Consider the following 14,335-nt stretch of genomic DNA (forward strand, 5'->3'; position numbering starts at 1 on the left):
TCGGTGAACTCCACTACGGGAATTGGCCAAAACTAAATATGGCGGGAATTTTATGTATTTGAATGTCAGTCTTCTGCCATTTGGAAATTGGCTGAGTCAATATTTTTTCCGTTGTACCTGAGATATCTGCTGCAATACTTAGCAAGGTGTCAGGCCGGCAGGTTTTTAATATATCTTTTATTAATTGTTGATTTCGATACGGAGTTTCCATAAAAAGCTGGGTGTAGCCAGATTGACTCAACTTTTCAAGTTCTCGAATTTTTTGTTGCCGCGGATTCTTATCAATTGGAAGATATCCATGAAATGTAAATCGCTGGCCATTGAATCCGGAGGCGATCAAGGCCATCTGGATGGAGGATGTTCCTGGCATCGGGACTACCTGAGTATGTGTTTGATGTGCAAAACTAACTGCCAGATTTCCAGGGTCGGCAAGGCAAGGCACTCCAGCTTCTGAAATAACGGCCATGTCCTGACCATTTCGTATTGGTTCAAATAGTGGATACATCTGATCCCAATTGGATTTTTTATCCAGAATTTGAAATTCAAGGTCTTCAATGGTTATGCCAGCCTTTAAGCTGCTAATAAACCGACGAGCTGTACGCACATTTTCAACAAAATAGTGCTTAGTATTTTTCAGCACCTCGGTCACCATAGGAGACATAAACGATGCATCGTTATCGGACGATAGGTAGGTGGGGATCAGAAATAATTTACCTTGACTCATACGGATAAAAATTCAACGACCATTTCTCCAAGCTCTTTCGGTTTCTCAGCATGCACCCAATGACCAGCTCCTTCTACTACTGCTATTTCAGCCTTGGGAAAAAAGGATCGAATGAGTGAATGGTCTTCGGATGTGATATAATCTGACTTGCTTCCTGCAACAAACAAGCTGATACCATCAAAACGGACCTCACCCTCAATGCCTTCGCCCACGTTTTCAATGGCGGTCTCTATAGCGGATAGATTTAGTTTCCAGGCAAAACTTCCATCTTTCCTGCGGTCCAGATTTTTTAGAATAAACTGTCTTACACCAAAATTCGAAATCACTTTGGCCATTTGTTCATCTGCATCTTTTCTGTTTTTGAGATTAACTAAATCTACTGCGTGAAAGCCATCAAATATTTGTTGATGGTGAGGAGGATAATATTTCGGTGCAATGTCCACAACTATGAGTTTATCCACTCGATTCGGATGCAGAGTGGCCAAATGCATAGCAACTTTTCCACCCATCGAATGGCCCAGGATATGTGCCTTGCTCAAACCTTCATCATCCATGAGTTCTACTACATCTTGAACCATTACTTCATAGTTGAACTCATCGTTGTGTGGCGAGTTCCCATGATTGCGAAGATCTAGAAGATAGACTTTGAATTGCTCGGAAAAAACTTTTCCTAATGTCTGCCAGTTATCAGAAGACCCAAATACCCCATGCATAATGATGAGGGGCTGGCCCGATCCTAGTGTTCTAAAGTTTAACTTCATGAATTTCGAATATCAAGATTGTTTTAGTAATGAACAAAATCCTCTTTTTGTTCACTTCGATAAAATTAAAGTTGATTTGACTCAAAGATACATATTACCTTCACGGGCTTTATGAACTCAATAAGCAGCTTCTTATCCAATGCGGTAAACTTTATCTGGGGGCCACCATTGCTGGTTTTACTCTTAGGTGGAGGTTTATTCCTTTTAATATATTCTCGCTTTTTACCGTTTCGATTTCTTCGTCATGCAATCAATGTATTGCGAGGAAAATACGATGATCCCAATGACCCGGGAGATATAAGCCATTTTCAAGCTTTATCGGGAGCATTAGCTGCAACGATCGGAATGGGGAATATCAGTGGGGTAGCGTTGGCAATCGCCGCTGGAGGTCCGGGCGCTATGTTCTGGATGTGGGTAAGCGCCTTTATTGGAATGGCGACCAAGTATTTTACTTGTACCCTTGCTGTTCAGTTTCGAGGTAAAGATTCATTGGGAGAAATTCAGGGAGGCCCAATGTACGTGATTAGGGAAGCGCTTGGCAAAAAATGGATGCCACTGGCAGCTTTCTTTTGTGTAGCTGGATTTTTTGGAGCAACGCCAGTTTTCCAAACGAATCAAATGGTAGCCGTTTTTAAAAATGTGATCCTGATTCCGGCAGGAGTTGAGGAGTCTTTTGGTGTCAACTTAACCATAGGGATCGTAATTGCAGCACTGGTTGCACTGGTCATTCTCGGAGGAATTAAACGTATTGGAAATGTGGCATCCAAACTGGTACCGTTCATGGTTGTGCTATTCGTAATTAGCGTCATTTCCATTATGGTAATGAATCCTTCTGAGGTAATTCCATCATTCATCTTCATTTTGGAAGATGCCTTTACTGCGAAAGCAATGTTAGGTGGAGCTGTTGGAGCTGTTATCGTTGAAGGAGCAAAGCGAGCAGCTTTTTCAAATGAGGCTGGGATCGGGATGGCGCCATTGATGCATGGAGCTGCGAAAACCAAAGAGCCAGTACGTGAAGGTCTCGTTGCAATGCTTGGGCCGGCTATTGATACCATCATTGTTTGTACAATGACGGGGCTGTGTATTTTAATCACAGGTGCATGGCAGAGTGGAGAATCGGATGGAATTGTAATGACAGCACAAGCATTTGAAATAAGTCTGCCCGGATTTGGCCCTTATATTCTGATGCTATGTGTGATGGTATTTGCCATCACAACCATTTTTGGTTTAGCATATTATGGACAAAAATGTCTATCGTTTTTGATTGGTGCTAAGTATGGAAAATATTTTTACTATTGGTACATTGCCCTGGTCGTTGTTGGCTCTGTTGCATCACTTACGGATGTCGTTAACCTTGTTTTTGTAGCGTATGGGTTGATGGCGATCCCAACAATGATATCAACAATTGTGTTAGCACCACGTGTCATGGAGGCAACTAGGAAATACTTTAGTGAAGTATATAAATCGTAATCATTTGGAATGCTGGTACTTAGATACGATATCTTTGCAGCCATTATCATTTAAGATAGGATGAGAATTGTAATAGCAGGAGCTGGTGAGATGGGCTTTCATCTTGCAAAGCTTTTAACAGCAGAAGAGCAGGACATTGTAATCATTGATTCAAATCCCCGTGTTCTTGAATATGTATCGCAGCACCTCGATGTAAGCACAGTGCGAGGAAGTTCGACATCACCTCGTATTCTTAAAGAATCAAATATTGGAAAGGCCGATCTCCTAATAGCGGTAACGTCTATTCAGGAGACCAATATTACCACATGTATTCTGGGTAAAAGTTTGGGAGCAAAAAAGACCATTGCTCGTATCTCAAATGTTGAGCTACTTCACTCCCGCGATGAACTTAATCTGAGTAATGTTGGTATCGATGAGATTATTTCTCCAGCATCATTAGCAGCACGAGAGATTAAAAGATTGCTGAAGCAATCCGCACTTACTGATACCTTCGAGTTTGAGAAAGGCATGCTTTCTTTGGTGGGGATTACCGTGGACGAAGGCTCTCAATTGTATGGGAAGACACTGACAGAAACAGCCTATCTAAATCCCGACCACAACTTCACTACAGTGGCAATTCTTCGAGACCAGAAGACGATCATTCCCTACGGAGAGAATAAGTTTCAGGAGGGGGATCATGCGTACTTTATCGCACAACCTGATGGTATTGATCGAGTAACCTCGCTAGCTGGAAAAGAAAGTTTTGAGATTAAAAATGTAATGATACTTGGAGCCAGCAAAGTTGGGATTAACACAGCTAAGCTTCTTAGTAAAAAATATAACATTAAGCTCATAGAAGCAGACAAGGAGAAGTGTCTTCATTTAGTAGACGAACTGCCAGATACCATGATCATCAATGGTGATGGGCGGGATATTAATTTACTAAGAGAGGAAAGCATTGATCGAATGGACGCCTTTGTTGCGCTTACAGAGAACTCCGAAACCAATATCATGGCGTCACTTGTGGCTAAAAATCAGGGAGTGAAGAAGACCATCGCATTAGTTGAAAACGTTGACTATATCCACCTGTCGCAGAGTATTGGTATAGACACGTTGATAAATAAGAAACTGATAGCCGCGAGTTTTATCTTCCGATACATTCGGAAAGGAGAAGTTTTAAACATTGCCGGTATTCACGGAGTTGATGCTGAGATTCTTGAGTTTGAACTCAGTGAAAACTCGAAGATTATGAAAGGGCAACTCAAAGATTTAGACTTTCCGAGAACAGCAATTGTTGGTGGAGTAATCCGCGATGGAAAAGGCATTGCTGTAAGAGGGAATTTTGAGTTTCACCCAAAGGACCGTGTGGTCGTATTGTCCAAGCCAGAATGTATCAAAAAAGTGGAGAGCTTCTTCAAGTAAACCATGCAATTCAATTACAAGGTAATTATTAAGGTTATCGGCTTTTTGCTTCTTATCAATGGAGCATTTATGCTGACCTGCCTGCCTTTTAGTTTTTACTATGGCGAGGGAGATCATATGCCCTTAATAATATCATCTCTAATTACGATTGGTTTTGGCTCTTTGTTTGTATTCCTAACACGCAACCTCCAGAGCAATGATGTTCGCAAAAAAGACGGATACCTTATCGTTACACTGGGTTGGCTTTCAATGTCTTTTTTTGGATCATTACCATATATAATAAGTGGAGCAATTCCGGATCTTACCAATGCCTTTTTTGAGACACTTTCTGGCTTTTCTACAACCGGGGCTACAGTTCTGACAGATATTGAGTCTGTGGAAAAGGGAATCCTTTTTTGGCGAAGCTTGACCCAGTGGATTGGTGGAATGGGAATCATTGTTTTAACAGTTGCCATTCTACCGCTCTTAGGAATTGGAGGCATGCAGCTCTTTGTTGCGGAAGCACCGGGTATTTCACCCGATAAATTACAGCCCAGAATCAAAGAGACGGCAAAAAGGCTATGGATCATTTACTGTGGACTTACAGTCACCGAGATGATTCTTCTTTGGGTAGGTGGAATGACTTTCTATGACGCCATCAATCACAGTTTAACCACAATGGCAACAGGCGGCTTCTCTACCAAAAATGCAAGTGTCGCTTACTACAACGATCCGTTCATTCAGTATGTAATTATCGCCTTTATGTTTATGGCAGGCACGAACTTTACCATGACCTATTTTGGGTTGCACGGGAAGTTCAAAAAAGTATTGAATAACGAAGAATTTAGGTTTTATCTCATTTTCTGCGTGACCGTTTCATTGGTCGTAGGACTCATCATCTTCAACCTCGGCCATGACACCTTTGAAAAATCAATTAGAGATGCATTATTCCAAATCGTTTCCATTGTAACCACAACAGGCTATGTAACTCATGACTATACAGCATGGACCTCCTTTCTAACCGTAATATTTTTCTTGTTGATGTTCGCAGGAGGTTCAGCAGGCTCAACCGCCGGAGGAGTAAAACTGGTGAGGCATATACTCTTGATCAAAAACAGTTTGCTGGAACTAAAAAGAATATTGCATCCGTCAGCAATTATACCCGTTCGTTTCAATGGCAAATCTGTTAGTCGAGACATTACATTTAATGTATTGGCATTTATCATGATTTATATTTTGATCGTGTGCTTTGGAGCGATTGCCGTCTCTTCTTTTGGAATAGATTTCAACACATCGCTTGGTGCCGTTGCCACTACCTTGGGAAATATTGGCCCAGGTATTGGTGATGTAGGACCGGTCGATAACTTTGCACATCTGCCCACCGGGGTGAAATGGATTTTATCCTTCATGATGCTTCTTGGAAGATTGGAACTTTTCACAGTTCTGATTTTATTCACACCATTTTTCTGGAGAAAAGTCTAATCCCTTTCATCAGATTGGCTCATCTTTGGGCGACTCATTCAATACATGACTAAATGAATACGTTGAGCTTTATTATCTGGACTGTTGATCCCTCAATCTTCACGATTCCATTTACTGACTATGCACCAAGATGGTATGGAGTTTTATTTGCCGTCGGGTTTTTGCTTTCTCAACAGGTTTTTTTCAAAATATTCAACACTGAAGGGCGTCCAGAAAAAGATGTTGAGCGCATTACTGGATATATGGTCGTCGCCACAATTGTAGGAGCCCGATTAGGCCATTGTCTTTTCTACAATCCAGGCTACTACCTATCTAACCCCATTAAGATATTGATGATTTGGGAAGGTGGCTTAGCTAGTCATGGAGGTGTTCTTGGGATCTTGGTTGCAATCTACCTCTTCTGCAAAAAATACAAGTATCGGTACTTATGGGTTTTAGACCGAATGGTAATAGTGGGAATGTTAACCGCAGCTTTGATCCGAACGGGTAATCTTTTCAATTCAGAAATGGAGGGCACGCTTACCAACTCCGACACTGGAATAGTGTACGCACGAGCTACTTTAGAAACACTGAATTATTCACCTGACATTGAAAATGTGAGCTTTGAAAAAGGCGGTGAAATGGTCAGCAATCAGGCCGGGATTGTTCCAATCAAAGCAATTGTGGAATATAGAAGAGGTGTGGAGTTTACTATCAAAGACAAAGAATTTGTTGAGAACAGGCTAAAGAGTGCCCTAAATCGGTATCGCGAGGTGACAGAGCATGTTGATTTTGGAGACGGTTCTCTGGTTTACAAAAACTATCAGAATGATGGTAGGGAAATATTGGAGATTTCTGCCTTAGGCAAAGTGCGGCATGCGGCTCAATTGTACGAGGCGTTGTATGCCGCCATTCTCATGGTACTGTTTTATTGGCTTTGGGCAAAAAGGAGAGAAACGCTTCCACAGGGTTTCAATTTTGCCATCTTTATGATCGTGTTTTGGGCGCTACGATTCGGTGATGAATTTTTCAAGATGAATCAGGAAGCCTTTGAAGACGACCTGGTTTTAAATATGGGGCAGATTCTGAGTATCCCAATGACCCTCGTAGGATTCATTATTATGATTTGGATTTATCAGAAGGATCAGAAGATGTCGGATTTTTCTTAGGCACAAAAAAAGGAGTAAAAACTCCCTTCTTGATTTATGTAGATCAAAATTATTGATCAGCTTCATCAGCCATTTCATCAGCAGCTTCCTCTGCCTCAGCAGCAAGAGAATCTACAGCCACTTCAAGAGAATCCATTGCGTCATCAGCAGCTTCTTCCATGTCATCCATTGCTTCTTCAGCTGCCTCTCCAGCTTCTTCTACAGCATCCTCAGCTTCAGACTCGGATGATGCGGATGATGTGCAAGCGCCTAGGAATGCAACCATCGCTAATAGTAATAGTACTTTTTTCATTTTTTGGTCAGGTTTAAAAAAATTGAACCATTAAAATTAGAAGGTTAGCGATCATAAACAAATGATTGACCTCTTTTTGTCAAAAAATGCAAAATAAAAATTTAATTTTTTTGAAATTAATTATCATAATTATCCCTGACGACTTGTCGCTTTTTTGAGAATCACACCCGTGTTTTCTGCCACTTTGTCTTTAAATAGTGCAATTATTTCTTTGGAATAGCATTTGTAATCTTCCAATCATACAAGAATAGAAAGACTAATGAACTTCAATAACTATACAATCAAAGCGCAGGAGGCACTACAAAAAGCAACAGAAATCGCTTCTGGTGAAAGTCATCAAGTAATTGAGGCCGGTCACTTGTTAAAAGCGATTTTGTTTTCTGATGAAAACTTAGTGTCTTTCTTGCTCAAGAAACTCGGAGCCACAAAAAAAATGGTAGATGTTCCGGTGGAGGAACTCATAAACGGATACCCGAAAGTTTCAGGGGGACAACCTTATTTATCCAATGATGCGGCCAAAGCTTTACAGAAAGCAGAAAAATACCTTAAGGATTTTGGAGATGAATATGTAGCTGTTGAGCACATTATACTCGGGATTTTGGCAGGTAGCGACAAGACCGCTCAGATATTGAAGGATGCCGGGTTTCAGGAAAAACAATTGATTTCGGCAATCAAAGAATTAAGAGGTGGAGAGAAAGTGACAGATCAGAATGCCGAATCAAAATATCGTTCATTGGAGCGATACTCTAAAAACCTGAATGAACTTGCAAAAAAAGGGAAAATTGATCCGGTCATCGGACGGGATGAGGAAATCCGCAGAGTTCTTCAAATACTTGCACGAAGGACAAAAAATAATCCCATTCTTTTGGGCGAACCAGGTGTTGGTAAAACGGCAATTGTGGAAGGAATGGCTCAGCGAATTGTAGACGGAGATGTTCCTGAGAATCTGAAATCCAAGACCATCATTTCGCTTGATATGGGTCTTCTGGTTGCTGGCGCAAAATTCAAAGGCGAGTTTGAAGAACGATTAAAGGCTGTGATCAAAGAAGTAACCGATAGTGACGGTCAGATCATTTTATTTATAGATGAGATTCATACACTCATTGGAGCCGGAGGAGGTGGAGAAGGCGCCATGGATGCAGCGAATCTATTGAAGCCAGCACTGGCCCGAGGTGAGCTTCATGCCATTGGAGCAACAACACTTCAGGAGTATCAGAAATACATTGAAAAGGATAAGGCGCTGGAGCGGAGGTTCCAGTCCATCATGGTTGATGAGCCTAGCGTTACAGATGCAATATCGATCCTGCGAGGGATCAAAGACAAATATGAGGTCCATCATGGAGTACGAGTAAAAGATGATGCGGTGATTGCAGCCGTTGAGCTGTCCAGTCGCTATATATCAGATCGGTTTTTACCTGATAAAGCAATCGACCTCATGGATGAGGCTGCATCTAAGTTGAGAATTGAAATAGACTCATTGCCGGAAGAGTTGGATGAGCTGAATCGTAAAATCATGCAACTAGAAATTGAGCGTGAAGCGATACGTCGGGAAAAGAATAAAGACAAAGAAAAGCAACTCAACAAAGAGTTAGCTGATTTGGAGGCGGACAGAAAAGAACTCAAGGCGAAGTGGGACAACGAGAAATCTGTTATTCAAGGCTTGCGTGAGGAAAAGGAAAATATAGAGAAATATAAAACTGAGGCTGAGCAGGCAGAACGTTCCGGAGAATATGAAAAAGTAGCGGAAATTCGATACGGCAAAATTGTAGAAGCAGAGAAGAATCTGGCCAACTACCAAAAACAACTTGTAGAGATGCAGGGAGAAAAAAGCCTGCTTAAGGAAGAAGTAGATCCGGAAGACATTGCGGAAGTAGTAGCGAAGTGGACAGGTATTCCCGTTTCAAAAATGCTGCAAAGTGACAGGGAAAAGCTGATCCACCTGGAAGAAGAATTGGGAAGAAGAGTGGCCGGGCAGGCAGAGGCAATTCAGGCAGTTTCAGATGCCGTGCGAAGAAGCCGCGCAGGATTGCACGATCCCAAGAGACCAATCGGGTCATTTATTTTCTTGGGAACAACCGGTGTGGGTAAGACTGAGCTGGCAAAAGCGCTTGCGGAATACCTTTTCAATGATGAGAATTCTATGGTACGAATTGATATGTCTGAATATCAGGAGCGACATGCGGTGAGCAGACTGATTGGTGCGCCTCCGGGCTATGTTGGCTATGATGAAGGTGGACAACTGACAGAGTCAGTAAGAAGGAAGCCTTACAGCGTGATTTTGCTCGATGAAATTGAAAAAGCACATCCTGATGTTTTCAATATCTTGTTGCAAGTACTTGACGATGGACGCCTGACAGACAACAAAGGGAGAGTCGCCAATTTCAAGAATACGATCATTATCATGACGACCAACATTGGCTCGGGTCTCATTCAAGAAAACTTTGAGAAGCTCGATGAAGCTAATCCTGAACCTATAATCGAGGAAACAAAGAATCAGGTGTTCGAGCTTTTGAAGAAATCGGTCAGACCGGAATTCTTGAATCGTGTTGATGAAACCATCATGTTCCGTCCATTGAGTAAGGATGACCTTCAGAAAATTGTAGGAATCCAATTCAGGCTTATCCAACAACGTCTGGAGGAGAATGGAATTAAGATTGAGGCGGACGAAAAAGTGCTGCAACATCTTGGCAAGATTGGATTTGATCCACAGTTTGGAGCGCGACCATTGAAGCGCGTACTGCAAAGGGAGATTTTAAATGAACTGTCAAAAGAAATTCTCGCTGGAAACATCGCCAAGGACTCGGTAATCGGTGTGACACTTTCGGACAGTAATCAGGTAGAATTCTTAAATCTCGACGCGGTAGAGATTGAGTAATTTTTGGAAGCTAATAAGACGTATATGTTGGGTGGCGATCATAGGTACTATGATCGCTTTCCACAATATGTATAATCAGGAATTCAAATCCGCAGAGGAGGATAGGATTGAGATGATTGCGGAGGATGAACAAGAATAGGGATCGATTAAGATCCCTTTTTTATTCGTAGGCTATATATATGCTTATCATAGCAGCCGAAGACCAGTTGGTCTTCTGACAATCCCGGAGACGAGAATGATCCATTTGGAAGTTCATATTTACTTATTTCTTGGCCAGTTTTTCTATCCAAAAGGAAGACAATACCGCTATCTTTTGGGTTGTAGCCATTTCCCGATGTGTAAATAACCCATTCTTCCGTGACTATCGGCTTGGTATAAATATTCTTACCTCCATTTTGAGACCATATTGGTCTTCCAATTTCAGGATCAAATGCCAACATGGAGTAATTATCGGATCCACCAATATATAGCGTATCCTTATAGACAACTGGATCACCAATTATCCATCCCTTTTGTGCATCTGTGTACGTCCAAACCTTTTCGCCGGTGGCTATATCAAGGACATTCAACATGAAGTTCCGTGCACCAAAGAATAGGAGACTATCATAAACCAAAAACTCTGAGACAACTCCACCAAATGTGCCGTAAGGCTTAGCCTGTCGGTAAGTTTTTTTCTTCCATTCCAACTTTTTATTTTCCAGCGAATACGCATAAACAAACCCTTCCCAATCGCCGAAATATAATATCCCATTACTGACATGCGGAGAAGATCGTACCGGTGTCCCATCCTCTGTTTGATAGGAGAATGCTACTTTGCCATTATCTGCATTGAGACCATAGACATTGCCGTTTCCGCAACCTACATAAATGACTCCTTCATGTAAAAATGCGGTTGATCGTTTGTCATCATACGGGTCAATCTTGTATGGCCATTCATATTCTTTGTACTTGAAATTGAATGGTTCCATCTCAGGATCAAACATCCACAGAATTTTACCATTTTTTCTATCTGCGAGGTAGAAGATATTAGCAGATTCGAAAAAAATGTTGTCATCCACTAGTGTAGCTTTCCCCTGGATGTTTCCATCGGTTTCGATTCGCCACTTTTCATTTCCATTTGCGATATCCAGCGCAAAAAATACGCCTCCTTGATCTCCGACATATACAGTTTCATTATGTATCACCGGGCTGGCTAACACAGAATCAGTAGCTTCAAATTTCCAATCCAACTCGAGAGTTTGAGAAGTAGCACTGATTGAGATTGTGAATAGCAATAAAGATAAAATTGTATGTTTCATTAGTCCGATTATTTTGATTTAGTCTCAAGCTATTTCAATATGCTGCCTATTGGATATCTCAAGCTTGGCAAAACCTTATTAAATCCTTGTCAGTATTATCTTAAAGAGATTTTGACCGAAAAAGAATACATATCACATTGCAAAAAGCAGATTGAGGCAAAGTTTAGGTTCAATTCAGAATTGATTGAACGAGACTTTGAATACCTCCACGAAGTAATATTGGAGCAAACCAAGACCGATCTGAGCACCTCTACTTTGCGTCGAATTTGGTCAGATAAGCATCAATCGGTGCCTCAGACTAAAACATTAGATGCGCTGGCTCAACTGCTTGGGCATTCAGGATGGCAAACTTTTAAGCAAGCAGATGTCCCAAACGAAAAGAAGACCTTCAATCTGAAGGTGCGAACCGCAGCCTATATCCTTGGGTTTGCTCTGTTGGTTTCTTCGATATTCTTGCTGACGTCTAGCGAGGAGGTGGTAGGAGAAATATTTCTTAATCCTGAAGTCGAGGTGTACGAAGGTGTTCCTGCCACCATTGGGTTTCATTATAGCGCCAAGAACCCCAATGTAGAGATTGAATTGTCGTGGAATCCCTACGAGCGAACACCCTTAGACATGGATAAGGATTTCTATACCGGAACCTACCTATATCCTGACTATCACCATGCCAAACTATTGCATGGGGAACAGACCTTATCATCATCTCCTGTACATGTGATTACCTCTGGTTGGCACGGTTTGATAATGGATGCTGGTTATGACATCAACCCAACTTATCTGGACAGTGCTGAGTTTTTATCCGAAGAAGGGCTTTTTGTAAAAAAAGAAATCATGCTACGGATTGGAGAGCAATCCGGAATCGCTCTCCCGGTATTTACGCTTTCACATATCGACCTTTCAAATCTTTCCGGTGACGATTTTACACTTAATGCAAAAGTCAAAAGTCAGGCATATTCAAAGAATCAAACCTGCCGCTACTATGAGGTATTAATAAAAGGAGAGAAGGGAAATATCCGAGTACCGGTCAGTCAGACTGGATGCTACGGACTGACGGAATTAAAATGCGCGGATAAAATTGTCTCAGGTAAGCAAAATGATCTTTCAGCATTATCTACCGATCTAAGCCAAGAACACCAAGTCCAAGTCCGACTCAAGGAGAATAAGATGCTTATCCATATAGCAAATAACCCGGCATTAACCATAGGCTACACCCAGAAGATTGGCTCAGTAAAGGTGATAAAATTCATCTTTCAGGGGCCTTCTGAGGTTCACTCATTTGAGCTTTTTGATAAAGATGGAATTCCGTTTGAATCGTCAATATTGTACCCATTCTAAAGAAGCATTCACGAAGGAACGATAAAAATTCTTTGAGAATTTGGAACGAATTATGAGCAAATAATCTTACATTTATTCTACTATTACCCGTAACAAATACGTCATGACTGCAGAAGAAATCCAATCCCAAATTACTGATTTAGAGTCCAAATTAACTGGTGACATGTTTAACGACATGGAGATTAAAGACAAGATTCACAACTTGAAAATGAAGCAAAATGGCACTCGTCCGATGAATTCGGAGATTGAGTGTGTGGGATGCGGAAGCTGATTTAGAAACCATTATGGTTTAATTCTGTCTTTAGCCTGTAAGTTGAGATTATATGAGATCTATTCAGGCAGCACTGTTTTTATTTATTGCTTCTGCGTTTCCTTCTCTGGCACAGGAAGATTCCAAGTATGATTACATCTCCAGCTATGGTGAACATGGACATAGCAGCTTTGCGGTAGTTCGGAAAGACAATAGATACGGCCTTATTGACAGGCAAGGCAAGGTCGTTCTCCCTTTGGAATATGAGAAAATTTATCGCTTTGGTGAATCTGGTTTAAACTGGGCAAAGCTTCTAAAAGACGGAAGGTACGGTTTCATTGACCGTGCGGGAAGCATCGTAGTAAAGCCGGAATATGATCGAATCTATTCGTTTGGTGAGAAGAACGTCAACTGGGCAATGGTATTAAAAAACGGACTTTATGGTTTTATCGATCGATCAGGAGCAGAAGTGGTTACACCCATTTACAATAGCATTGGTTCCTTTGGATCAAGCGGTGTGACCTGGGCACGTGTCCAGCGCGATGGCCTGTATGGTTTTATTGACCGATCAGGTAAGGAAATAGTCCCACCTGTTTATCAGAGAATAGGAAGTTTTGGTTCTGTTGGAGCGGATTGGGCCAAAGTAGAGCAAAATGGATTGGAAGGATTCATCGACCGAAGGGGAAAGGAAATCGTCGATCCAAAGTATACTTCAATATCCTCTTTTGGTACTATCACCAGTCACTGGGCACGTGTAGAAAGAAATGGACTTTATGGAGTTATTGATCGAAATGGTAAGGAAGTAATCCCGCCAAAATATGATCGTATCTACGATTTTGGGAATAGGGGAGCATCACACCTGGCATTGGTTAGGAACTCTGGCACCTATGGGCTCATTGATAAATCAGGAGCGGAAGTCGTCCCGGCGATTTATGACAAGATTGGGTACTTCGACAGGCAAAACTCAAACTGGGCGCTAATTGAAAAGGAAGGCAAGTTTGGATTTATAGAAAAGAGCGGAAAGATTGTTGTGCCTGCCTCCATGACAGATCTCACCCACAGCTTTCATGAACTAAGCGATCACTTTAGCTCAAGAGGATCTCATATAGGCAGCCTTGGTCCGGTCAAGAAATACTGGGTCAGCGATTTTGTAGGTAAGTACGCATTGATCAAAAGCAAAAAGACCTGGCAGTTGGGGGTTATTAGCAAAGACTTTGAGGTTGTCGTACCAGTAGAATACAAAAGGATTTTGGTAGATCAGGTTGGCAGTATCCATGTGTGGAAATAAAAAAGCCTCTCAGCAGAACTAAGAGGCTTCAT

The 14,335-nt window shown here is 41.6% G+C and carries 12 protein-coding genes; 8 read left to right on the top strand and 4 right to left on the bottom strand.

Translation table 11 applies throughout. The features are described 5' to 3' along the window. Window positions 1–13 precede the first annotated feature (13 nt). Both ACL8WY_RS09690 and ACL8WY_RS09695 read right to left on the bottom strand, forming a co-directional pair. Window positions 14–724 (bottom strand): SAM-dependent methyltransferase, encoded by a 711-nt coding sequence (locus ACL8WY_RS09690; protein ID WP_436514508.1) that lies wholly within the window; start codon window positions 722–724, stop codon window positions 14–16. After that, complete coding sequence (locus tag ACL8WY_RS09695; RefSeq protein WP_436514509.1) at window positions 721–1,485, bottom strand: alpha/beta fold hydrolase; 765 nt, start codon at window positions 1,483–1,485, stop codon at window positions 721–723. The genes ACL8WY_RS09690 and ACL8WY_RS09695 overlap by 4 nt, the downstream gene beginning before the upstream one ends. 111 nt (window positions 1,486–1,596) lie before the next feature. On the opposite strand from ACL8WY_RS09695, the gene ACL8WY_RS09700 reads away from it, so the two are divergent. Genes ACL8WY_RS09700 through ACL8WY_RS09715 form a run of 4 tightly spaced genes read left to right on the top strand, consistent with a single transcriptional unit; the run spans window position 1,597 to window position 6,965 of the window. Then, window positions 1,597–2,955: an alanine/glycine:cation symporter family protein gene (locus ACL8WY_RS09700; protein ID WP_436514510.1), complete on the top strand. Its 1,359-nt coding sequence runs from the start codon at window positions 1,597–1,599 to the stop codon at window positions 2,953–2,955. Window positions 2,956–3,015: 60 nt separating this feature from the next. Continuing rightward, the gene (trkA, locus tag ACL8WY_RS09705) at window positions 3,016–4,356 is read left to right on the top strand and encodes a Trk system potassium transporter TrkA (protein ID WP_436514512.1); all 1,341 of its coding nucleotides are present in this window, start codon (window positions 3,016–3,018) and stop codon (window positions 4,354–4,356) included. A 3-nt stretch (window positions 4,357–4,359) separates the two neighbouring features. Beyond that, window positions 4,360–5,817, top strand: coding sequence for a TrkH family potassium uptake protein (locus ACL8WY_RS09710; RefSeq protein WP_436514513.1), 1,458 nt, complete (start codon window positions 4,360–4,362; stop codon window positions 5,815–5,817). A gap of 53 nt (window positions 5,818–5,870) precedes the next feature. After that, on the top strand, window positions 5,871–6,965 hold the full coding sequence (locus tag ACL8WY_RS09715) for a prolipoprotein diacylglyceryl transferase (protein ID WP_436514514.1): 1,095 nt from the start codon (window positions 5,871–5,873) through the stop codon (window positions 6,963–6,965). Window positions 6,966–7,014: 49 nt separating this feature from the next. Here ACL8WY_RS09715 and ACL8WY_RS09720 read toward each other — a convergent pair whose 3' ends face one another. Further along, window positions 7,015–7,257, bottom strand: a complete 243-nt coding sequence (locus tag ACL8WY_RS09720) for a hypothetical protein (RefSeq protein WP_436514515.1) — start codon at window positions 7,255–7,257, stop codon at window positions 7,015–7,017. 259 nt (window positions 7,258–7,516) lie between these two features. On the opposite strand from ACL8WY_RS09720, the gene clpB reads away from it, so the two are divergent. Next, window positions 7,517–10,132, top strand: a complete 2,616-nt coding sequence (clpB, locus tag ACL8WY_RS09725) for an ATP-dependent chaperone ClpB (RefSeq protein WP_436514516.1) — start codon at window positions 7,517–7,519, stop codon at window positions 10,130–10,132. A gap of 146 nt (window positions 10,133–10,278) precedes the next feature. Here the strand turns inward: clpB and ACL8WY_RS09730 are convergent, their stop codons facing one another. Further along, window positions 10,279–11,430 carry an outer membrane protein assembly factor BamB family protein gene (locus tag ACL8WY_RS09730; RefSeq protein ID WP_436514517.1) on the bottom strand — a complete coding sequence of 384 codons (1,152 nt, stop codon included), beginning with the start codon at window positions 11,428–11,430 and terminating at the stop codon, window positions 10,279–10,281. Window positions 11,431–11,469: 39 nt separating this feature from the next. On the opposite strand from ACL8WY_RS09730, the gene ACL8WY_RS09735 reads away from it, so the two are divergent. The 3 genes from ACL8WY_RS09735 (at window position 11,470) to ACL8WY_RS09745 (ending at window position 14,303) form a co-directional block, all read left to right on the top strand. Then, on the top strand, window positions 11,470–12,765 hold the full coding sequence (locus tag ACL8WY_RS09735; protein WP_436514518.1) for a hypothetical protein: 1,296 nt from the start codon (window positions 11,470–11,472) through the stop codon (window positions 12,763–12,765). Window positions 12,766–12,868: 103 nt separating this feature from the next. Continuing rightward, on the top strand, window positions 12,869–13,036 hold the full coding sequence (locus ACL8WY_RS09740; protein ID WP_436514519.1) for a hypothetical protein: 168 nt from the start codon (window positions 12,869–12,871) through the stop codon (window positions 13,034–13,036). Window positions 13,037–13,088: 52 nt separating this feature from the next. Continuing rightward, on the top strand, window positions 13,089–14,303 hold the full coding sequence (locus ACL8WY_RS09745) for a WG repeat-containing protein (RefSeq protein WP_436514520.1): 1,215 nt from the start codon (window positions 13,089–13,091) through the stop codon (window positions 14,301–14,303). Window positions 14,304–14,335 lie beyond the last annotated feature (32 nt).

Origin of the sequence: Ekhidna algicida (genome assembly GCF_051379705.1) — a bacterium.
GTDB lineage: Bacteria > Bacteroidota > Bacteroidia > Cytophagales > Cyclobacteriaceae > Ekhidna.